Raw genomic sequence first — 22542 nt, forward strand, 5'->3', positions numbered from 1 at the left:
TCCAAAATCGGGCGCTGTGGTACAACACTTGCTGTTCTCTTCGCAGCTACCGCAACCTTTGGAGCAACTCAGTGCACATTGTCGTCTGCATTAAACAGGTTCCGGACTCTGCGCAGATCCGCGTGCACCCCGTGACCAATACGATCATGCGTCAGGGTGTGCCGACGATCATTAACCCATATGACCTCTTCGCGCTCGAGGCCGCTCTCGAGCTGCGCGAGCGGTTCGGCGGCGAAATAACCGTGCTGACGATGGGGCCGCAATCGGCGGAAGATTCCTTGCGGAAAGCGCTGACCTTCGGCGCCGATCGCGCCGTACTGCTCACCGATCGCTGCTTTGCCGGCTCCGACACCTTGGCCACAACGTATGCACTGGCAACCGCCATCCGAAAAATTGGCAAGGAATATGGTCCGCCAGACCTCATCTTTACCGGCAAGCAGACCATCGACGGCGATACCGCGCAGGTTGGTCCCGGCGTCGCAAAACGGCTGGGTGTGCTGCAGCTGACCTACGTCGCCAAGGTCAAAACCCTCGACCTCGCTGCCCGTACAATTGAAGCGGAGCGACGCTCCGAAGGTGGTGTCCAGGTGCTGCACACGAGGCTGCCTTGTCTCATCACCATGCTGGAGGGGACCTGCCAGATTCGGCGCGGCGCGATGGCCGATGCCTTGCGTGCTGCGCGTGCACCAATCGTGAAATGGAGCGCGCACGATGCCGGCGTCGAGGACGTCTCCAAATGCGGCCTTAAGGGCTCGCCGACCGTCGTCAAGCGAGTCTTCGCTCCCTCTGCACGGGCTGAGAAAGCGGCGCTGGTTGAGGCTGCCGAGCAACCAGCGCAGGCGCTGATTGATGCTATTTTTAAGCATCAACCGAAGCTCGAAACTGATCTTGCGGCGCTAGCCCGCGATGCTTGACCTGGGAGTCTTGGCGACGATAAGCGTTACGGTCCTGAACGCGTCAAGGTTTGCCTCTCATCCGGTCACATCGACATTGCACGGAGACGTGTAGAGCCTGGCGCCGACCGATCAGCGGAGCTGAAGCACAATCCTCCCGTCGGCGATCACCTCTATCTGGGCCGCCGACGACTTGGTGAAAACTGTTGCCACGTGGGTCGGGCATGTCTGCCGTCAAGCTCTGTTGTCAATCAGCTAAATGATGCTTACCTGTCCGTTACGGACGGCCCGTCGCGATGCTTGAGGTGTCGCTTTCGTGCATTGTAACTAACCAGCCAGATCACCCCGACTGCGACCGGCACGCACGCCGCGGTTAGATAAGAGGGTTCTACATGGAGACCAACATCGTGCGCTCCCTTGGCAAGGTAGCCAAACAAACTGACCACGTAATATCCTATCGCCGCGACCGACAATCCCTCCACCGTGCACTGCAGCCGAAGCTGTTGTCCGGTGCGTTCATTGATAGCGTGCAATAGGTCGCGGTTCTGCTGTTCGATTTCAACGTCGACACGGGTTCGCAACAGATCGGCGGCGCGCGCCAACTTGACCGACAGAGTTACCTCACGATCCTTGGTCGTCTCGCAAGTTCGCATCGCAGGCGCCATCCGGCGCGCCAGGAACGACGACCATGTGGGATAGTCCGTGATCTCACTGCCTTCGATGATGGACAGTCGGGATTGAACTAGCTCGTAATAAGCTCTGCTGGCGCCGAAGCGAAACAGGCTTCCGGTCGCGCCTCGCTCGAAAGAGGCGGCCAACGCGGTCAGTTCGGCAAGGAGATGGTTGTTGAGCTTCAATCCCTCCGCGCCTTGCATTTCTTCGAGCACCTCGCCGAGACGTCTGTCAATGCGATCGACAAATGGACCAAGCTCAAGAGCGGCCGACAGACCAAGCAGCGCCAACGGACGATAGGTCTCAACTTCAAGCAGCCGCTGCACCAGTGCACCAAGATTGTGCGGCGTCAGCCCGAGGTCGCAGACAAGAATTTTGGTGAAACCGTTTTCGTCGACTCGAAAATCCGAGGCCATAACACTTGCTCCGCCCTTTATGCGGGCCATGGCGAGGCTGCTCTTGTCAAAAAGTTGTTCGGCGCGCCTCAATGGGGCGGCGTGCTGCTCGACATCCAGCTTGATTGCGACCAGCAATTGCCCTTCCTGCCGCAAGTTGCGCATCAAGGAGTGAACCGCACTTTGGGAGTCGCCGCTCTGTCGAGCGAACGGGCCATTCGCTATCCAGGTAAAGATTGCGAATTCGGCATGCTGCTCCCAGCGAAGCACAACGGGCCCGATGTCGATTTGGTGATGTTTCGCTGAGAGCTGCGGAGCTGGAAGGTCACGCTCTCGACAAAACGTGACGAAGGCGCGGCGATCGCTTGCGGCCGCATCGCCCTGCGAAAGAAATGCGAAGTGTGTCACCTTAAATGGAGGAATAAGCTGCATAAACGGGCGCGCATGCACTTCATTGAGCACGGCATCGCGTTGCGAATGTAGCTTGAAACTTCGAAGATCCAGTTTGTCGGGCACGTCTAAGCACCTCGTGTCAGAATTGGCGCGCATTCATCTGTCAGCACGCGAGTGGCATTGGTTTCGACTCTAAGGGTCTGTTCGCGCGATAGAGTGGTGGCGCGGGTTGATCCGAAGCCGCTCAAAGCTGCGAAACCAGCGCCAAACGTGTTGGTTGCCACCGGACGCGCACGAACATCGCTCGACATCGATGTGCTGGCGCACATAAACGCGTGATGCGCAGGCCAGAACGAAATCAAGAGCGGCGGGGCCAACGCACGCAAGAGCTACACGCTTTCGTCTCCACGAGGTTGCTAATCGTCGTCGCCGGCTCTACACCGGCTGCTGTATCGTCGATTGACGGCAAAGGCGCAAACGTAACTCTCATCTTCGGTGCTCTCTTGTCTCACATTTGCACGCGATGCAGGATATGGGCCAGCACGGAAGTAGCGGAAAGGTTGTGTTTCTCGCGTAATGTGATTGTCGAAACTGCCAGCGGAGGATCTCCGGCAAGGAAAGCGCTTGCATTCGGACAGCCATCCTCACAAGGGACTTTGGAACTGTATGGCCATCAGATGGAATCCCGGTCTCATTGCGACCGGGTAGCTTGCGCTCTTTGAGCCCGGCCTTCGTAACAACCGCGACATCAGAAGATGCTGATTTCGGAATGCTGACATGGCTGTCGTACTTGATTGAGCAGCGTCATCGAAGACTGCCGATTAGCGGTTGCGGCCTTCGGTACAGAGATATTCCCCTGCGGTGACGACTATCGCATATGGCGGAGCAGAAGCGGGATCCGACACAGGGCGGTCCTGCAGGCCGGTCAACTCCAGCCTAGAGAATTGATGGCGGTGAACGTCGCGCGTTCCATGCGTCCGATTACAAGACGCATTGCCTTGTTCAGCGGCAGCAAAGGCGGTCGAGAACTGAGCGGCCCGACGTCGCTCCTGGACATGGCAAAATCCGTGAGTCGACCTGCAGTCCGCTGACCGATGTGCGGGAGCGCATCGTGTCCGAGCAAACCACGAGGCTGCGGCGGCGCAAACTGCCCCGCCTGAATAGTGCAAGATGGTGCACCATCGGACCGCACAGGTCGCCGGATAGTACGGCGTCATAAGGCTGCATCTCGATGACGTCAGCGGCGATGCCGCTTGAAGACCATCAAGCGATCGCGTCAGGCTCGCGTCAATCGGCATCCCGCCGCCATAAGCGCTCCCATGCTCACCGGCTATTCTGCCGCGTTACCAGCGCGCGCGTGCGCCGCAACGACATCAGTAACACCCTCGAGGGGGCGCCCGATCGGTCCGGGCCGACGACGGCGCGACGTCGAGGACGATATCGATCCGAGCACACGGTGCCGGGGTTCTATACCACGATACAGCTCGGACTGTCGCGCGGGCACGGATTCCGGACGGCGACAACGTCCATCACGGCCTGCTGCTGCTACCCAACCTGCTGCACATCCGCGATGATGGAACCGTCCGCTGTCCACAAGGCGGTCTCCAGACCTGGACTTTCCAACGTTCACAGCCGACATCCAGCGCCCGCCGAGGCCTGGTGTCAATGTTGGATGGTGATTTGCCGTGTACGCGGATCACCGAGGACGTGGCACTCTAACAGCTTACTTTTAAAGTGTCAGATATGCAGTCATCGCTCGTGTCTGGCTTCCGACAATGTCGGACATGCGATACGGCTCCTAGCCCCGCGTCGATACGCTGAGCGAACTCTGGCTCTGCGCATCGATCGAGGCCGTATGACACGTCAGTGGTTAGGATCACGTGCTAGCGAGATGCTGTTTGCACGCCCAAAGCGCTCTCGGGCGATTTCCGAAGCGAAGGCTTCTCAGCTCTCGATGGCTTGGGGGTTCCCCTATAGATGGTGAGTACCGCGATGATACCGAGAGCAGCTGCAAACATCAGCCAGAATCCGGGTGAAGCCTTGTCATTAGTTCGCTCAATGAGCCAAGTAGAGGCGAGTGGCGTAAACGTACCAAACAGGGCCGCCGCGAAAGCGAAGGCCAGGGAGAAGCAGGTTGTGCGCACATGCGCAGGCACGATCTCGACGAGAGCACCCAGCATAGTCCCGCTGTAGGTGCCAAAGTAGAACGAGAACATCATCGCCACCGCAAGCAGCTTGCCGAAACTGGGGGCGCTTACCAACCAACTCAAAGCCGGATAGGCGGTCATCAACGCAAGGCCGGCAATGGCCAGCAGGACTGGCTTGCGGCCGATACGGTCGGAAACGGTACCGCCAATTGGATTCCAGATGAAGTTGGTCACCGCGACCAGGAGGGTCACCAAGAGCGCATCCTGGGTGGACAGCTTCAAGACGGTCTTGCCGAACGTCGGTGCGTAGACGGTGACGAAATAGAAAGTCGTCGTGGTCAGGATCGCCATCATCATCCCGAGAACGACCGTGTGCCAATGGACGAGCGCCGAGGCAAAGACCTCGCGCGCCGTGGGATGCTTCTTCATCGCCAAAAATTCTGGGGTCTCCTCCAGCGTCCGACGAAGGAAAAAGATAAGAGGAATGATAAGGCAACCGAGAAAAAACGGAATGCGCCAACCCCAGGAGGCGACGGCTTCGAGCGGCATCGATTCATTCAGTAGGTAGCCCACGATCGCTGCGACAAAAATCGCGACCTGCTGGCTGGACGATTGAAAAGAGGTATAGAAACCGCGATTGCCTGGGGTCGCGATCTCCGCCAAATAGACCGAAACGCCGCCAACCTCGACGCCGGCGGAGAATCCCTGCAACAGTCGTCCTGCTAGAACAATGATGGGGGCGGCAATGCCGATTGTCGCATAACTGGGACAGAAGGCGATAATCACGGTGCCGACCGCCATGATCGATAACGTGATGATCAGGCCTTGGCGACGGCCGATCCTGTCGATATAGGCTCCCAGTACGATCGCCCCCACGGGACGCATTAAGGCACCCAACCAGAACACGCCAAAGGTGTTGAGCAATGAGGCGGTTTCGTTGTCCGAGGGGAAGAAAGCTTTCCCAATGGCGCTGGCGTAAAAGCCAAATAAGAAAAAGTCGAACTGCTCGAGAAAATTGCCGCTGGTTGCACGAAGAATGGCGTTGATCCGCGATTTGACTGTCGCTTGCTGAACGAGCGTTTGTGACACAGCGAGTTTCCTTCCCGTCTGAAATGGCCGGTTGCGGAAAACCTCACGCCAGCCCAATTGCAATCAGGCCGTGATTTTCTCTTAGAGAGATTACCGACCAACCGGAAGGCGCCTGATCTTTTCGGCTTATTTTCGGCGACGCTCCATTGGTGCACAAATTTTGAATTCGTTCCTGGAGACGCAAGCGCTCCCGACATCAATCGCCAGAAGTCCCGCCTGCTCGAGACGAAATCAAGGCATGAGGTTCCGCTCGGTCACCTACGAGGTAGCTGTGCGCGCAATCTTTGGCGTTTCACTAGCTCTGTGTCCACCGCGGATGGTATCGGCTGATTCGGTAACGCGCCTTCACTGTTCGGCTTCTAACTGCGCGTAAATTCCCGCCAGATTCAAAACACTACCATTGAGTTACCGGTTCGTACTCAGACATTGACCCGCGTAGTGCAAGGTTGGCATAGCAATTGCTACAAGCGTGCAGGAACACAGGATATTGGACGAGTGCACGCAGAACGGGCGAATGGCAGCGGCGGTCCCTTTGCCTTGAGACAATCGTTCTCGGCCGGCAGCCGCAATGTCACGTAGATTGTAGCTGCAGGCCTCGAAGAGCCCGCTGGATGTGGTTCGTCTCGGCAATGCCAAATCAAGTCCGCAGGGGATGCGATGAGCAGGCAGTGAATAGCAACCGTGGATGCTTGATCCGTCCACGACAGGTCGCAGGTGAAAGCGTCGAGCTGGCCGGATGTGCCGCCTGCGCATGTCAGGCGAGGCTTCCTTGGCCTGGCGGACGCCGATATTCAGCATGAGTCAGCAAATGATGGATGGCGCGTTTGGTCATTCGCGGGATTGGATTGCTCGTGGAGGGAAATCCAACGCGAGAGGGTGGTGGCTTCAATCTACCGACATGTTCCTATCGACGCGCTCATGTACAGGACTGATCCCTGATGGCCCTGCCTGGGACCGCAAAGATGGTTGGGAGCAGTTCGCCTGTATGACGAACGCGACCGCAAACCCGTCGGACCAAGTTGGTGGCCTTCGAAAGTGCTCCTCAAACATCATTCTCTCCACGGTTAGGATTCAAATGAGGCCTTCTCAAGCGTCGCAAGTTCAACTGGATCGACCTTCGCAGATAGTCTGCGAGTACTTGACTGAGCAAGCGCGAAATCTGTTTGGCCTGCATCCGTTCGCTGCGGAGATGTCTAAACGCCAAGTTGCGAGCTTGCTGCCGGAATACTTGGCGATGTCACAGGCGTTCCCTTACCTGCAGGCAGGCTCGCAAAAGGATCTCATATTTGATGCGATGCGTCGCAACCGAGACCTTCCTAGGGATGTTGAACTAACCAGCGTGGTCGCAAATTTCATCTGTTGGGATGAGACGGGCGGTTATGGCCGGGTTCTGCGAGGCGGCAAGACGGCGCTACCCGATATTCTGGCGACTGAAGATTTCCACTCAAACCTGCTGAGAAAGGATGCATCGCGACTACTCGGTAGAACGATACAGCCGAATTATAGCGCCACAACGAAGCGGTACCTGCATTCCCTCTATGCCGGATTGTCAGCGAAAGATCCGGTCGTGCGCTGCGCCTACATGGTCGCTTTTGAGCTGCATGCTGCGGAAATGATCCAGTCACTGTGGACCACTCTGGTCAAAACCTTTGATGCGCAGTCTGACGATCTGGAGTACTTCCGCACTCATGTCGGCGGCGTGGATCCCGCCGAGAAGTATCACGGAGAAATGACAACCCGGCTCATTCGCGAAGTTGTGCCTGCTGACGGCAATCGTCGTTTTTTGGATGAATTCGATCGAGCCTATCGGCTCAGCTTACAGTGGTGCCGCGATCTGCTGCAAACTGTCTCAATTGAGGAAGATGGTCTTGCGGAGATCGAACATCACGGCGGTTGTCATTGTGGTGCCGTCAAGTTCTACGTCCGAGCGCCGCGAGAGCTCTCCGCAGTTCGATGCAACTGCTCCATCTGCCAAATGTCCGGGTTTCTGCACCTGCTTGTATCCGGCGATAAGCTCAGAATTGAGTGTGGCGAAGAGTTTCTCAATACATATCAATTTAACAAGAATATCGCTCGTCACACGTTTTGCCGGATTTGCGGCGTAAAGCCATTCTATCGACCGCGATCGAACCCCACGGGTTTCAGCGTAAACATTCGGTGCTTGGATAAGAGAACGATCGAAAACATAACAATAGAAGAGTTCGATGGCGAGCATTGGGAGGAAGCGTTCCGCCCGACGCGCGAGGATTGGGAAGCCACCAGTTAAGATCAAACTTGGAGTGAAGTCGCATGGCGCGCGCAATGAACGATAGATCTCGTCTGCTTTCAGAAGAGGCTCTCACCAAATACCGTATAGAGCTATTGGTGAAGGGTACGGTCGTAATCGCCCCTCAGACATTGTTCACCCAAGATGATTTGGCGAGGATCGATCAGCTCCAGATGGAGATTCCCGAAGAAGAGGTGCGGGTGGGAGATGCCGGCGACTCGCACAATGTCTTCGTGAAGCGGGTGAGGGTAGATCCGCCGGGCCGCCCTCCGACCAATGTGCATGGCAAAGCTCCGGGGCAGATCATCGAATTGCTTGAGAGGAAAGACCGCAGCTTTGCGCTGAAGAAGATCTTGGGGGCATCGTCAGATTACGTGATTCGCCGATGCCAAATGCATCGATTGCCTCCCGGTTCGTTCGTTGGCATCCACTTAGACGCTGAGAGCGACCCTGACTTCGAGTACTCCGTGATTGTGCAACTCGCGAGGGATTTTGAGGGGGGTGAGTTCGTGGTCTATCCGAACGCGTACGAACAGCAGGTATTTCGACCGCCGTTTGGGGCCGTGGTTGTCACCACATGTAGGATCCGACATGAGGTGAAGCCTGTGCACGCTGGCGAGCGCCGATCGCTGGTGTACTTCTGTTCAAAACGCGGCGGCGCGAATCGCCGGATCATCGAAAACACTGCTGACGGCCTGTGAGGACCGTTAGCGGAAACGGCTTTCGAACGGGTTGAGGACGCGGGCCAGCTTCTGGCAGACGCTGCCTAATTCGGAAGTTCACGGTTGGTCTACTTCGAGCGAAAAAGGCAACCACTCCCCTGACGTTCCCAGCAGCGGGTGTCAAGCACAGGTTTCGGATACGGGGGGGCTTCGAACGAATGGAGGAGTTTAAGAGGTCTGTGATTTCAGTTGGCCATTGCCAATAACCGGTGCTGCAGATCGCGGGCAGTTGACCTATCGCGCGCGATCACCAGGCACTCCACGGTGCCTGCCTCTTGATCGACGGCAAGCGGGATCACGCCCTCCTTGCGTGTGCCATCGAATAGAAATCCATACCTGACGAAGCGATCAAGCGCGGCCTGGAGAGAACATAATGGAACGTTTCTTACGGAAGAAATGACGTGGCGACTGGAATAATCGATGCCCAGCAGCCGGACGGCAATACTATGTAACACTGACCCTCCGCCCCACCGGCCGTTCGCTTCGTTAAAGAAAAGCCGGCCGTCGCTCGCGAAAATGCCATCAATGTTGATCATTCCGCGATACCCCAAGGTTCGCGCCAGCTCGACAAATCGGTAGGCGTGCGCCTGTGCAGCCAACCATTGCTCATTCGTCAGGTCGCTTGGAAGCTCGAGCCCTGTCCAGATGAGCGCTCGTTCGGATCGGTCTTCGCTGCGACGTAGACGGATGCTTCCACTGTTGATGAAAACGATGGAACCATCCTCCTCTATCTCATACTCAAGATAGAACGGAGCGCGAGCCAAGTGGTACGATTCAATGACCAATGTCTTGCAGGATGCTGTGATCATCTCAGACCAAAGTGCTTGAGGATCAAACGATGGCCAAGCAACCGTTCGGGTATCTCTCGCCCCAGGAAGTGCTCCACTTTCGTTGCCGGTCAGGATAACATTGCCGACTCCGCCCGCTCCATTATCCAACTTGACGATCACGTTGCCGGTCTCTGACCTTAAGGAGGTGACCGCCCTGAATAGTTCGTTTGGGTTTGTGGTCGCGCATCCACTGGGCAGTGGGAGCGCGACACTTGTCGCCAATTGACGGAAGTGGCTCTTGCGGTTCAAGAGATCCGGCCCTCGCTGCAAAGCGAATTCGTCCCCGCTCTGCGGGATGCCAAGCAGCTCCGCCAAGCGCGCTACGCCTTCACTAGAGTAGCAGGCAGATATTCTCCAAGTTGATTTCTGGCGAATATGGCTGTTGAGTCGCTCGACGAAAGCATTGGATAGCAGGGTGCAATCGTTGAGAATCAGCGATTCACGGGCGTCGTCAGGCACAAGCGTCGAGAGACTCGAGGCATCGAAATTGAGCGTCGCGCCGATGAAGGATAGCAGGTCTGCCGGGATTGCTACCGGAGAGACTATTAGGTCACCCTCCTGTGCAAACCAGGCAGACCGGCATGCGGAGTTGGCGGAAAGGGACAGTTGAGTTGCTGTTAGATCGCCACCGGACATTTGAGCTGTCCCGGCATTCATGATTAAGATCCGAGGCAACGACAATCTCCCAGACGCCTGGCGTGATTAAGCATAGACCACCATGCCAGCGACGATGAGTTCGCCGCGACGCATCGTATGGAGGTACCGACCGGAAGGCGGTGTTGCGCTGCCTCGATATCTCCTGTGGTGTAGTCGGGAACTACGGCCAACCAATCCGCGGTTCTCAATCGCTGTCTCCTTCCGGGCTTGACTGCGTATCGAGCTCCTTCAGCATGAAATGCTGGACCTTGCCCAACGCCGTTTTTGGCAGTTCGTGCGTAAATATGATTTCGCGCGGTACCTTAAAACGGGCGAGCTGCGATTGAACATGCGTCAGCAGCGCTTCGGCTGCGATCCGGGACCCGGGTCGCCTGACCACATAGGCGATCGGGACTTCATCCCAGCGTGGGTCCCGTCGACCGACGACGGCGCATTCGGCGACATCCGGATGGCCCATGAGCACACGTTCCACTTCCGCCGGATAGATATTCTCTCCGCCGGAGATAATCAGGTTCTTCTTGCGGTCACGGACCCAAAAATATCCGTCGGCATCGCAGCGGCCGATGTCACCAGTGCGATACCAACCATCACTAAAGGCCTCACGCGTTGCCTGTTGATCGCCCCAATATCCGCAGAAGACGTTGGGTCCACGTATTACGATCTCGCCTGGGGTCCCGGGCGGCAACTTGGTGCCCACATCATCGATGATGGCTGCTTCGCAGCAAAGGCCAGGCAGGCCGCTTGCGCCGTCAGGTGCGAGATCTGCGCCGAGCTTGGTATAGACCGCGATGGGAGAGGTCTCGGTCGCACCATAAACCTGTAAGACTGGCACTCCGCGCCTCGCAAAGCGCTCGACAAGGCGCTGAGGTACCATCGTCGATCCGGTACAGATTGCTTTGAGCGCGGATAAATCCGCGCTTGCCCATCGCGGATGGTCCGTGAGCGCTTGCATCATGGCAGGGACCAGGGCTGCAAGTGTGGGTCGGTCATGCTCGAATGCATCAAACGTTGCCTCTGGCGAAAAGCGGCTTTGGATAGTTACCGTCGCGCCATGATGCAAACCGGGCGTCGTTTGGATATTGAGGCCGCCGACGTGGAAGAGCGGCAAAACAGTCAGGGCGTGATCAGTCGAGGTTAGGTCATGCATGTGCTGACTCATAACCCCGTTCCACAGCAACGCGTCCTGACGCAGCACAGCGCCTTTAGGTCGCCCTGTCGTGCCAGAAGTATAGACGATCAGAACCGGGCAGGACAGATCCGCATCTGGAGTGGGTTCGTCACCACAGCATTCGTCCAGAACGTCGTCCAACTTGCTTCCGCCGGGCGGCGCGAAGTCCAGGCCGACGAGGCAGGTATCGGGAAGTTGCCGCGTCAGAGCCGGCAAGACGGCGTTAAATGCCTGTTCAAGCACGAGCACTTTTGCTCCGGAGTCGGAAAGAATGAAAAGCTGCTCTGCGGCCGCAAGGCGCCAATTCAATGGAACGAGGATTGCGCCGAGCCGCGCGCAGGCATAGAGCAATGTCAGATAATCAGGCCGGTTGAGGCTGAGGATCGCGATCCGGTCACCCCTCTTGATGCCGAGTTGGCGCTTGAGGGCGTAAGAGACACGCCCGATCCGTCGATTGAAGCCCGAGTAGCTCAGAGCGTGTCCCTCGAAACGGAGCGCGGCTTTGTCGGGGGCATACGCAGCGTTGCGCTCAATCAATGTGCAGAGATCCAAACTCATCCTCCGTGAGCTTCGCAAGAGACGCTGGTTCCGATGTAGTTCAGCCGGAGTTCGGATCTACTTCGCCAGACCTCGATTGAGTGCTTCGGGTACCCATTACCCAGGTTACGATCCCGCGGCCCGAGCAGGACGGAGCGGTTCTTGATGGCTGTCATGGGGAGCGAACGATCGACACTGTTCGAGGTATCAGGCACTTGATCCACTTGCTCTGTTTTGCTCGGAAGCAGTCGTGTGCATCTGCCCGTAGTGATAGGTGCACCATGACGACTGTTTCTTGCCTGGTCTTTGACATACAGGCTCGCCGCACATATATGCCGACCTTGGATCTCCATCTTTGAAGCCGACAATGGCTCGGCATTGGCCTTCAATGTGGTCGATCAGCAGGACCTTCCTGACGCCGTCCGGCTCTTTCAACTTGCTGCTCCGCGATATCGCGCCATCTCTTCCGATGCCGCGCCAGTCACGCCGAGCGACACTTGCAGCTCAAGTTTCTTGAAAAGATACGCAGTCGCATGGGCCGTCGCACACTTGCGCGAGGATAAGCTTCCACCAGCATCGGGAAAGTGGTGTGAATCGAACCAAATGCTGGCTCTCCGAGGTGAGTTCGGTGCGGTCGTCTTGCCGTTCGGTTGCAAATGCGGGAAGCGGCGGCGCCCTGCGAGGGCTCGGGATCGAGGTGTACGCCGATCCCTTCCGGCATCACCGTCTCGCTGGCGCCTCGCTTTGGGGCAGCCGCACAGTATTGGTTCTGGAATGCCGGGGCGTTCACAACTACCTGCGAGCCGCGGTACTGCGATCAAGACTCGCTGCATAGCATCTCGACCGATTTGCTGGCGGGAATGAGGATCATGACCAACACTCAGCGTATGTTCTGACGAGGTGAGACATTCGTAATCCTTCACGATTCTGACGGCAGACGAGACACGCGGCGATTTAGGGATCGTACAACTTAACGTTACGTGCGATTCAAGCTCTTTTGGGCAACCCGCGGAGCATGCCAAAGCTCTCAGGTTTGCCGGTAAGGCGCTGCCAAGCGGTGTCGTGTCGACCGCAATTCTGCGCCAGGGTCTGCGTCAGAAAGTCGCTTGAGACGAGGTTCGCAAGCGACGAGGCTGTTGTCGAAAAGCCCGCGCGTTCGCGATCGGGCATCCGTCGTCTTCGCAGCCATAGCGGATGTAACGTCCGCTGTGCCTTATTGAATGCTTCACTGCGCATCTGTCGGGCGCTGACGCGGCAAGCCCAGGGCGAGATCCGACGATTGTGTTCGACAAGCCGGCCTGATGGTAGCTGACCCCTTTGCGCCGTTCGAGCGAGCCGCGCGATTGTGCGAGCGTGCCGTCATCTGGTGCACGTCGCGGTCGTCGGCTCCACTGGAGCGAAGATCATTGCAGCGTCTGATAGAGGCGATAGAGGAGCCGGGCGCGCGGCTCGATCGACGAAATGTAGAGTTGCTCATAATGCGTATGGGCGCCCTTGCCGTCGACGCCGAGACCGTCGAGGGTTGCGGTATGCGGCGCGGTGAAATTGCCGTCAGAGCCGCCACCGCTGAATACATCGAGCAGCTTGAAGCCGAGCTCGGCAGCAAGGCTTCTGGCGTGTTCGTAAAGTGCGGCGCCGGCGTTGCGCTTTTCGTACGGTGGCCGGTTCAATCCGCCGATAACCTTCACGGTGACACCATGGGTACGTGAGGTGACGCCGAGGATCTTCGGAACCAACTCGTCGGCGTCAGCCATGGTCGGCACCCGCATATCGACTTCCGCATAGGCTTCCTCGGCGATCACGTTGGACTTGCTGCCGCCACGGACGACGCCGACATTGACGGTGACGCCACGCTTAAAATCGTTCATCGCCTCCAGTGTCTGGATCACATTGCCAAGTTCCCGGATCGCGCTGCAGCCATCTTCGGGGCGCGCACCGGCGTGGGCCGGCGTGCCCTTGACGAAGACCTCAAAGCGCGCAACGCCTTTGCGTCCGGTGACGATCTTGCCGCCCTCGCGCGCGGGTTCGGTCACCAGCACATACTTGGCCTTGCGGCCCTCGGCCTCGATCAATGCCCGCGAGGTCGGGCTACCGATTTCTTCGTCCGATACGTAAAGTTGGGTGACGCCGAGCGGAGGGCGGACATCATCGGCGCAAACCTGCCGGAACGCGTGATACGCGAGATAGGCACCACCCTTCATGTCATAAATGCCGGGGCCGAATGCCCTGTTGCCCTCGACTTTGAACGGCAGGCGCTCGATGAACCCCATCGGATGAACTGTGTCGAGATGGCTCAGCACGAGAATGCCCGGTACGCCTTGGCCCCAGGACGAGCGTGTGACCAAATGATCGCCGCAGCCGTCGCGTCCCGCAACGCGGTCGACGCTGACTGACTAGTCACGATAGCCCGACGCGACGAGATCAGCCAGTTTATTGACCTGGTCCGGCCGTTCCGTTGGTGACTCGATCTCGACCCAGCGGCGGATGCCGTCGAGAATCACCGCGGCTTCGAATGGGTTGCTGGACATAGATCTGACGCCCTTTGAGTTCGACCTTCATCGTTCGCAGAAAATCGTGATAGGATCCATTTGATCGCATCATGATCTAACGCGAAGACCTTCAGAGTCGCCAACGTTGTGGGTCAGCTGGGCCTCTGAAGTCTAAGTCTTGCCGCAGGCAATGATGCTACGCGGGTTGAAATAAACAGCTACCAAACTTGGTAGGCTCCAACATGCAAGCTCGAGAGCCGTTGCTGTCTCGTGAACTGTAGCTGTTCTGATCAATTCCTCCGATAGCTGCGCAGCTTGCATTCCCAATACTCTTCCGCGAGGATGTCTGCGCGCACTGGCCTTGAACACGTCGATGCCAAGGCCGGCGACAAGATCAGTGGCGTCTTCCGGCGCGCATGCCGACGCAAAATAGCGGCTCGGTTCGCCATCGAGCAATCTCGTGAGTTCGTGCTCGAGGTGGAACCCGGCGTCGAGCGTTTTTATACTCACTTCGCAAGATGAGTATAATCCCGGTTAACCTCGGCTTGGGGGGCGAATCAGCGCGCCCGATTCCGACCTCTTGTGCCAAGCCTGCCTCGGGCGCGTTGTTCGCATCAATAGGTCGTCCAGCTTGAGCGGGTAGCTCACCTTTTGTGCTGGCGCGGGGATCGCGGCTCGCGGGAAAATACGATAGGTGCCTTCGTGACGCAGATCATGAAAATGCAGGTCATCGATTTTTAACACGTGCAGGCGCGCGTGAACGCCGCAAAGGGAAATCGCACTCAATCAAGCAGCAGGGTTCGAAGCGCGCCCCGGAAGTTGATCAATGGATTGCCGTGGCCGACCCGGGTCGCGACAATTCGTCCGATAAAGATGGTATGTGTGCCAATCACCTTGTGGTCGTACAGGACGCATTCGAGCGCACAAAACGCGTTTGGCAATAGCGGTACATCGAAGATGCCCTGTTTCCAGGGCGCGGTATCGAAGCGATGAACACCTTTCGCACCCTCCTGACCGCCAAAACGTAGCGCAAGGTCCTCCTGGTTGCTGCGCAGAAGACTGACTCCAAATCTGCGACTGGCGAGTATCCCGTCATGCGTCTCGGAGCCGACTTTTATGCCAACGAGTAGGCACGGGGGCTCCATGCAAATGGAGGTCACCGAACTAACCGTCAGTCCACGTCGTTCGGCGGCCTTTCCGGTCGCCACGATGGCGACACCGCTCGCCAGATTTCGCATGGCCTGACGGAACTCGGTCGCTTGGACAGATGGAATATCACGAATCCTAGGAGGGGACGGGTAGCTCATGACCTGCCTCTGGAGTTTTACTCCAATTCTGGTGTCTCCGTTACGCGCGGATGACCTTGATTCCTTTGCGCCTGCTATCGGGCGCACGGTGTCGCATTGCGCAACCAATGGCTGCCCCTCTCACCGAGCATCTCAGCGCGAGGAAGTTTCCTGCTTGGGAGTGCCCTGTTGATGGACGTGTCAGCGGCGATCCTGCCCGCTGCGTCGATCGCGACGGGGAACAGTCCGGCCGGAGTTTTTTTCGCATGTAGCAGCATAGGCACGCTAATTTACTCTCAACAGAGCACGCTTTTTCGCATCGAGAAGATGCCCATCGAGCGTCGCGTGCAGCGCACCTCGTAGCTCCGGCGGAATCGAGCCGTCTGTGTCGATCAATTCCCGAAACTTTCGAATGATGTGTTCTATCGTTGCAATAGATCCGAGTGTTTCCATATCCTGTGAGGACATTTCCCGATGATCTCCTTTTGCGCAGCGCACGAGCGCTTCGTCGCGGTCCCCGACTTCAACTGTGTGCCGCAACAGGCTCTTGCCGATAAAGAAGGGGACTCTCGCGCCGTGTGGTTAAGGCGAATTGTTTGATCAGTACGCGGATAGATGGCAACAACGTCTTCGAAAGCTCGCAGAAGCAGCGCGCGTTTGCGCCTGCTGTCCCTTCGCACTTGTGAGCATTGGTCTTGATCAGAATGTTGGAACATCGACCAACTCGGCTGTCACGCATTGGAAACCGTGATCAGTCGCTTCAGTCGGGCGGCCGCGGCGCCGCGATGAAGCGAATCTCTCCCAAGTGCAACGCCTTCCTGCAGCGTCGAGGCCCGGCCGGCTACAATAAAAGCCGCCGCCGCATTCAAAAGCGCGGCGTCGCGAAATCGACTTGGTGCACCATCGAGCATGCCCTGGAGCGCGTCGGCATCGCCGCCGTCCAGCGCCTCTTTGCGGCAGCGGCGGAGACCGGCTTCTTCCGGCGTCACTTCGAAGGTGCGGATTGTACCCGCCTCTAGGGCTGCAACAAAGGTTTGGCCGGTAAGGGTAATTTCGTCGAGTCCGTCCGAGCCATGAACCACCCATACCGATTCCGCACCAAGATTCTTCAATACATACGCCAAAGGCTGGACCCATTCGCGAGAGAATACTCCGATCATCTGCCGCTTGACTCTGGCCGGATTGGACAGAGGTCCGATTAGATTGAAAATCGTGTGGGTCCCAAGTGCGGTCCGAATCTGGCCAACGCGCTGCATCGCCGGATAATGGGGCGCCGCAAACATGAAGCCGATGCCAGCTTCGTGCACGCAACGCGCAACCGCCTCAGGCTCAAGGTCGATCTTCACGCCGAGGCGCGCCAACACGTCTGCGGCACACGAACCTGAGGACACATCGCGGTTGGCGGTCTTGACAACAGGAACGCCGGCCCCGGCAACAATAAAGGAGGCGCATGTCGACACGTTAACCGACCACATGGGGCCTTCGCTCGTGCCAGTGATATCGATGGGATCGCATGCCGCCTCGACCCGCGGCATTCTATCCCGAATCGCCGAGGCTGCACCGGTAACTTCTTCGACCGTTTCGCCGCGAACCCGCATTCCCATCAACAAGCCGCCGATCTGCGATGGGGTCGCGTGTCCCGACATCATGCTGTCGAAGGCTAACGCGGTTTCCTCACGCGTCAGAGTGGCGCCGCTGGCAACTTTGCCAATGATCGATTTGAGCGCTTCCATCGAACTTTCCACGATCCCTGTCCAAAGCTGAGGCTCGTCCGTTCAACGGGGGGGGCGTTGAAGAGACGTGACATTGGTGCATCGAAGCAGCTGCCTGCCTCCTGGGCGGCTGATACTTCATTGGCCCGTGCGTATCGGTTGGTTGGGCGCGGGCCCCTGGGTGAGGCTACAACCTGACGCTACGTGAGGGTCAAGCTCTCCATCTTATGGTGCTGTCAGGACAGCTCATCGGCCGATCAGAATAGTGCAGGCGCGTGGACGCCAGCGCCAACGTAAATGTCTCGCGCCGGTGGTTGCCGCGGCTGTCTCTTGATCACGGTGTTCCGATCCGGTCCACGGAAGCGTTCGGCCTGCGCGCGCCGCGTCGTCGAGCGTTGAAGCCGGCTTCCATTACCTGTTTGGGGTCGAAGCCCGATCTTATGGCTACCAGAAGGTAGCCGGCCAGATTGCAGGTGAAGGTGCACAGAACGTCACGTACACCATGCTCTACTGCTTTCACGGATTGGCTGTCATCGAACTCTACCTGCTGACGGTTGCGCAAGGTGGTTTATCTCAAGCTGCATCTCGTGTTCGGTCCTGCGTTACAGCCGGAACACGCCATACTGCGGCGCATCGATCGGCGCATTGAGCGAAGCGCTCAATGCAATTGCGAGGGCGGTTCTGGTGTCGACAGGATCCAGGATGCCGTCGTCCCAGATTTCGGAGGTCGCATAATAGGCGCTCGATCGTTCGTGATATTCTTCAAGAATTGGCTCTCGAATGGCTGCCAGTTCCTGCTCGGAGAGGCGTCCGCCCGCGCGAGCCAACTGTCGTGCCTTGACGTGGGTGAGAACGCCTGCGGCCTGCTCAGCGCCCATCGCGGATATCTGAGAATTAGGCCAGCTGAACACAAATCGAGGATCAAACGCGCGTCCCGACATAGCGTAAGTGCCCGCGCCGTGCGAGCTATTGCAAACAATCGTAAACTTTGGAACGGACGCTCCGGACACAGCCATGATCAGCTTAGCGCCGTCCTTGGTGATCCCACGCCGCTCATATTCGCGGCCAACCATGAAGCCCGTGACATTCTGCAGGAAGAGCAGGGGCGTCCGATTCTTGTCGCATAATTGGATGAAATGAGCACCCTTCAGCGAGCTATCGCTGAACAGCACGCCATTGTTGGCAAGGATCCCGACTTGATATCCATGAAGCCGCGCAAAGCCACACACAAGTGACGTGCCATAACGCGGCTGATACTCATGAAATCGGCTGCCATCGACCAGACGAGCGATGATCTCTCGCATGTCGAACTGCGCTCGGGCATCCTTTGGAATGATACCGTAGAGTTCGCAAGCACTGTAAGCGGGCGGCTCAGGAGCCACTCGATCGATCCAAGTTTTCGCCGGTTGGCGGAACCGAGCGACGACGTCGCGGGCAATCGCAATTGCATGCATCTCAGAGCTTGCGACGTAATCACTGGTGCCCGACACGTTGGTATGCATGAGGGCGCCGCCCAAATCTTCGGCCGACACGTGTTCCCCGGTGGCAGCCTTTACGACCGGGGGGCCGCCGAGAAAAATCGCCCCCGTACCTTCGACCATAATGTTGTATTCACTAAGCGCGGGGACGTAGGCCCCTGCCGCGGTGCAGTGGCCCATGACGATGGCGACCTGCGGCACTCCCATCTTCGAGAGAATGGATTGATTCCGGAGTATTCGACCAGCGTGGTAGCGATCCGCAAAGAATTCTGCCTGCAAAGGCAGGAACCCGCCCGCGCAGTCGCACAGATGAACCACCGGCAGACGGTTTTCGATGGCGATATCCAGGGCCCGCACAATCTTCTTGACTGAGAGCGGATACCATGCACCGCTTTTCACGCTGGCATCGTCGGCATGAACAATCACCTCCCGACCCGCTACAATGCCGATGCCGACGACCTGCGCGGCGCTGGGCACCTCGCCATCATACGCCTTGTTGGCGGCCAGCGTGGAAAGCTCTAGGAACGGAGTTTCCGGGTCGAGCAAGGCTGCGAGCCGTTCGCGAACAAACAGTTTGTTCTGTCGACGCAGTCGCTCGAAATCCCGTTCTGGCCGATGGAAGCGGGCAGCGCGTTGCCGTTCCTTCAATTCGGCCGCAAGCTGTCTGTTGTGGCAATCGTTGCGGCGAAACGCTTGCGAGTTAACGTCCGCTACGGAACCGATCCGCTGCATTTCAGCGCCCTTCTTCGGAGAGCGTGACCAGCTCAGCGTCATGCTCGAAGCTTTCGCCTTCCTTGACGTGAATTCGATCGACGATGCCGTCCTGCGGTGAGCGTATGATCGTCTGCAGCTTCATGCTCTCAATCATCATCAGTGCCATTCCCGCCGAGACTGATTGGCCAGGCGAAACGGTAGTCGCAACAACTACGCCAGGCATCGGCGCACGGGCGATTAGCAGGCGTGTTTCGTCATTCGCGGAAGTGAGCGCTCGCAATGGGTCATTGTAGCGCACAATGCGGCTTCTGCCGCGTATATGCAGATGAATCAGGTCGCCATCGATAGCAAACCTGACCGGTTCGCTTTCCCCGGCAATGGTCAGGATGCCACTACTCTCACCGTGATGCGTGAACGCGACGGGGGCAATCACTTGGTCGCGCAAATGAAGCCGGTAACCCTGCTGGCTGGTTGAAAGCCATAGCCTATGGTCTACGCGGTCGACCTCGAATGAGTGATACACGTCAATTTCTCCAGCTGCCAAATGCTGCGTGAAGCTCGGGCACGGCGTCAGCGGAAGCACGCACCGGTCTCGTCAGGAGAGCGGCGGATGCCAGGAACGCAGACAATCCGGTAGCAAAATTGTCGGTTGCAAGATGCGGGTTTTCTTCAAGGTATCCCGTATGGAACTGACCGCCGAGAAATGCCTCGTCAGCTAGGATCCGGGCGAGCAAGCTGGCATTGGTCTCACACCCAAGTAGAACAAGTTCTCGAACCGCACGATGGGCTTTCATAGCAGCCTCTATGCGGCTTGGGGCATGCACGATAATCTTTGCAAGCATCGGATCGAACGCCGCCGTGATGTGCTGACCTCGCATGATGCCGCTGTCGATCCGTACGCCGTCCGGATACTCGAGAAGAAGTACTTTGCCAGTGGTTGGAACGTATCCGCGTTCGGGGGCCTCCGCGTACAGCCTGAGCTCGATCGCATGCCCGTTCGAAGCAATATCGGATTGCGCAAGCGCAAGTTCGCGGCCGGCTGCGGCATAAACCTGTTCGGCGATCAGGTCGACACCAGTGACCATCTCGGTCACTGGATGCTCGACTTGAAGGCGGGTATTCATTTCGAGAAAGTAGAAGTCGCCTTCGCTGAGGATGAACTCGACCGTTCCAGCATTTTGATATTGCGCCGCACGGGCGATGCCGACCGCGGCTTCGCAAATCCGTGTCCGCAATTGTGGTGATAACGCGGGCGAGGGCGTCTCTTCTATGATCTTCTGGAAGCGGCGCTGCACTGAACACTCGCGCTCGAAGAGATGGACTAGGTTACCGAAGGCGTCACCCAACACCTGTACTTCGATGTGCCGCGGGATTTCGAGATATCGTTCGACATAAAGTCGGCCATTTCCAAAGTAGCAACGCGCTTCACTGCGCGCCTGCTCGATGGCTGCTTCCAATGCATTTGGGTCGCGGACAATTCGCATGCCCTTGCCCCCACCGCCCCCCGTCGGCTTAACCAGCAAAGGAAATCCAACAGCTTGCGCTCTCGAAACGAATGTCGTCGGATCATCTTCTTCGATGGCGCAGGGAAGGACTGGAAAGCCGTTGCGCTGAACGAAGTTGCGGGCCCGGATCTTGTCCCCCATGAGTTCGATGGCTTCCGGAGCAGGCCCGATGAAGGTAATGCCTGCCTTGATCACCTCCCTGGCGAACTCCGCACTCTCGGAAAGCAATCCATATCCTGGATGCAGCGCCCCGGCGTTCGCCTTGCGAGCGGCAGCTATGATCTGCGCAATGTCCAAATAGCTCGCCACCGGCGTGCGGCCACTGATCGGAATTGCCAAGTCGGCCATGGAGACGGCCGGGGTCAGGGCGTCTACCTCGTGGTAGGCAATTGCAGAACGGAGTCCAAGCTTCCGCAGCGTTTTGATGATTCGTGCAGCTATCTCGCCCCTATTGGCGATTAGAACCGTATCGAAGTGTAATTTGTGCATTCGCCTATCCGGACAAGCACTGTGGGCCAGAGCTTCTGTCAGTTGTGACCGATTGGTACCACTCTCGACGGCCCGCGCTTGATCGCTTGCCTTGGTGGAAGAACAGGCTTGATCCATTTTTGAATGTGAACTGGCACGCTCACGGCCGGCGATCCCTCACTTTGAGTCACTGTTCTTCTTGCCAGTATCTCGAACGGAGATCACGTAGCGACACTGCTGGCTGAGGCTCGCTTGCTTTGATCGGAGACAAGACATAATGGCGGCACGATCAGGTATGTGGCTGCTGCACAGGCGGAACACGTCCTCCATGCAAGCCTCCTTCTCCTCCGCGGTCGGCGCTTGGTCGCGCGCATTCACCTGTCCGGGGATTGCGGCTGTCATTGCGACAGCAAGAGCGATAGCGCGGTAGTTGGCATTGAGAAGCGAAGCCAAACGGAGTCGTTGGTTTTGACTCATGATATCCTTTCAAGCCGGTGGTGCAGTGGTTGTTATTTGGCGCCAAACGCAAGATGACCTGACGACCGGAAAATGGGCCCGGGCGCGCAGTTCGCATTATCTGTCAGGAAGCGTCGAGATTGTCGAAGGTGGCCCTCACTTGTCTAGGATCGTACAATCTGACGCAACGAGCGATTCAAGCCCCTTTGTGGGCCCAATCGCCTGTAGATGTTTGGAATGTGCATATTCCGTCTTAGCGACGCCTGCGCGAGGGAGTTCGGATGGACCAGTGCACACAGTATTGCTGTGCGGCGGCTGCGAATGGTACCGTGGCGTAGCTAACGAGATGAGCCTCGCTGTTACGTAATTGTACGTAGCGCGGTTGTCGCATTTCTTTGATCTGAGAATTGCATGCTCACCGCCATGAATCCAAAAAGTAAACTCTACGAGCCCAATCACTGGCGAGGCCGTGCGGAAGCAACGCGAAAGAAGGCGGAAGCACTCGCTTACGGCAAATTAAGAGATAGGCTTCTTAAGATTGCCATCGAATACGACAAGCTGGCTCTGCGTGCCCAAGATTGGCAGGCGAGCCAAAACGAGAACGATGCGTTGTCCGACTATGAGTTGTGAGGGCTGGCCGCGCTTCGGCAAAGCGCGCGCGCACA

15 protein-coding genes and 1 pseudogene are annotated in these 22542 nt (G+C 57.7%); 4 read left to right on the forward strand and 12 right to left on the reverse strand.

The annotated features are described in order from the left end of the window. The first annotated feature begins 71 nt into the window (after positions 1-71). Positions 72-914, forward strand: a complete 843-nt coding sequence (locus XI02_RS11805) for an electron transfer flavoprotein subunit beta/FixA family protein (protein ID WP_026192380.1) — start codon at positions 72-74, stop codon at positions 912-914. Positions 915-1159: 245 nt separating this feature from the next. Here the strand turns inward: XI02_RS11805 and XI02_RS11810 are convergent, their stop codons facing one another. Together XI02_RS11810 and XI02_RS11815 are read right to left on the reverse strand one after the other, a co-directional pair. Beyond that, the gene (locus XI02_RS11810; RefSeq protein WP_026192381.1) at positions 1160-2476 is read right to left on the reverse strand and encodes a DUF3422 domain-containing protein; all 1317 of its coding nucleotides are present in this window, start codon (positions 2474-2476) and stop codon (positions 1160-1162) included. A gap of 1760 nt (positions 2477-4236) precedes the next feature. Then, a complete protein-coding gene (locus XI02_RS11815) occupies positions 4237-5589 on the reverse strand; it encodes an MFS transporter (protein ID WP_016842022.1) in 1353 nt (450 codons plus the stop codon). Positions 5590-6385: 796 nt separating this feature from the next. Between XI02_RS11815 and XI02_RS11820 the strand changes: the two genes are divergently transcribed. Together XI02_RS11820 and XI02_RS11825 are read left to right on the forward strand one after the other, a co-directional pair. Next, a complete protein-coding gene (locus XI02_RS11820; RefSeq protein WP_233475859.1) occupies positions 6386-7855 on the forward strand; it encodes a GFA family protein in 1470 nt (489 codons plus the stop codon). Between the two features lie 23 nt (positions 7856-7878). After that, positions 7879-8556 carry a 2OG-Fe(II) oxygenase gene (locus XI02_RS11825; protein WP_016842020.1) on the forward strand — a complete coding sequence of 226 codons (678 nt, stop codon included), beginning with the start codon at positions 7879-7881 and terminating at the stop codon, positions 8554-8556. Positions 8557-8762: 206 nt separating this feature from the next. Here XI02_RS11825 and XI02_RS11830 read toward each other — a convergent pair whose 3' ends face one another. The 10 genes and pseudogenes from XI02_RS11830 to XI02_RS11875 form a co-directional block, all read right to left on the reverse strand. After that, positions 8763-10064, reverse strand: a complete 1302-nt coding sequence (locus XI02_RS11830; RefSeq protein ID WP_240536980.1) for a peptide ligase PGM1-related protein — start codon at positions 10062-10064, stop codon at positions 8763-8765. Between the two features lie 184 nt (positions 10065-10248). Continuing rightward, positions 10249-11784, reverse strand: a complete 1536-nt coding sequence (locus XI02_RS11835; RefSeq protein ID WP_026192383.1) for a class I adenylate-forming enzyme family protein — start codon at positions 11782-11784, stop codon at positions 10249-10251. A 1388-nt stretch (positions 11785-13172) separates the two neighbouring features. After that, positions 13173-14297: pseudogene (locus XI02_RS11840) on the reverse strand (M20 family metallopeptidase). Positions 14298-15040: 743 nt separating this feature from the next. Then, entirely contained in the window at positions 15041-15565 is a 525-nt protein-coding gene (locus tag XI02_RS11845; RefSeq protein WP_085964790.1) for a flavin reductase family protein, read from the reverse strand. 264 nt (positions 15566-15829) lie between these two features. Then, complete coding sequence (locus XI02_RS11850; RefSeq protein ID WP_075968510.1) at positions 15830-16012, reverse strand: hypothetical protein; 183 nt, start codon at positions 16010-16012, stop codon at positions 15830-15832. 263 nt (positions 16013-16275) lie between these two features. Then, on the reverse strand, positions 16276-17277 hold the full coding sequence (gene trpD / locus XI02_RS11855; protein WP_016842012.1) for an anthranilate phosphoribosyltransferase: 1002 nt from the start codon (positions 17275-17277) through the stop codon (positions 16276-16278). A gap of 313 nt (positions 17278-17590) precedes the next feature. Beyond that, entirely contained in the window at positions 17591-17818 is a 228-nt protein-coding gene (locus XI02_RS11860; RefSeq protein WP_125459188.1) for a hypothetical protein, read from the reverse strand. Between the two features lie 40 nt (positions 17819-17858). Beyond that, the gene (locus XI02_RS11865) at positions 17859-19466 is read right to left on the reverse strand and encodes an acyl-CoA carboxylase subunit beta (protein WP_026192385.1); all 1608 of its coding nucleotides are present in this window, start codon (positions 19464-19466) and stop codon (positions 17859-17861) included. Between the two features lies 1 nt (position 19467). Further along, the gene (locus XI02_RS11870; RefSeq protein WP_155258714.1) at positions 19468-20031 is read right to left on the reverse strand and encodes a biotin/lipoyl-containing protein; all 564 of its coding nucleotides are present in this window, start codon (positions 20029-20031) and stop codon (positions 19468-19470) included. After that, entirely contained in the window at positions 19973-21442 is a 1470-nt protein-coding gene (locus XI02_RS11875; protein ID WP_016842008.1) for an acetyl/propionyl/methylcrotonyl-CoA carboxylase subunit alpha, read from the reverse strand. Before XI02_RS11875 ends, XI02_RS11870 begins: the two co-directional genes overlap by 59 nt. Before the next feature lie 846 nt (positions 21443-22288). On the opposite strand from XI02_RS11875, the gene XI02_RS11880 reads away from it, so the two are divergent. After that, complete coding sequence (locus tag XI02_RS11880; RefSeq protein WP_016842006.1) at positions 22289-22507, forward strand: hypothetical protein; 219 nt, start codon at positions 22289-22291, stop codon at positions 22505-22507. Positions 22508-22542: the final 35 nt, after the last annotated feature.

Source organism: Bradyrhizobium sp. CCBAU 21365 (assembly GCF_015291305.1).
Taxonomy (GTDB): domain Bacteria; phylum Pseudomonadota; class Alphaproteobacteria; order Rhizobiales; family Xanthobacteraceae; genus Bradyrhizobium; species Bradyrhizobium elkanii.

Bases quoted from the DNA above. Each gene is read 5' to 3' on its own strand.
- XI02_RS11830 (WP_240536980.1), bottom strand. From the start codon at position 10,064: ATGAATGCCGGGACAGCTCAAATGTCCGGTGGCGATCTAACAGCAACT.
- XI02_RS11850 (WP_075968510.1), bottom strand. From the start codon at position 16,012: ATGTCCTCACAGGATATGGAAACACTCGGATCTATTGCAACGATAGAA.
- trpD (WP_016842012.1), bottom strand. From the start codon at position 17,277: ATGGAAGCGCTCAAATCGATCATTGGCAAAGTTGCCAGCGGCGCCACT.
- XI02_RS11825 (WP_016842020.1), top strand. From the start codon at position 7,879: ATGGCGCGCGCAATGAACGATAGATCTCGTCTGCTTTCAGAAGAGGCT.
- XI02_RS11880 (WP_016842006.1), top strand. From the start codon at position 22,289: ATGCTCACCGCCATGAATCCAAAAAGTAAACTCTACGAGCCCAATCAC.
- XI02_RS11845 (WP_085964790.1), bottom strand. From the start codon at position 15,565: ATGAGCTACCCGTCCCCTCCTAGGATTCGTGATATTCCATCTGTCCAA.
- XI02_RS11820 (WP_233475859.1), top strand. From the start codon at position 6,386: ATGAGTCAGCAAATGATGGATGGCGCGTTTGGTCATTCGCGGGATTGG.
- XI02_RS11865 (WP_026192385.1), bottom strand. From the start codon at position 19,466: ATGCAGCGGATCGGTTCCGTAGCGGACGTTAACTCGCAAGCGTTTCGC.
- XI02_RS11875 (WP_016842008.1), bottom strand. From the start codon at position 21,442: ATGCACAAATTACACTTCGATACGGTTCTAATCGCCAATAGGGGCGAG.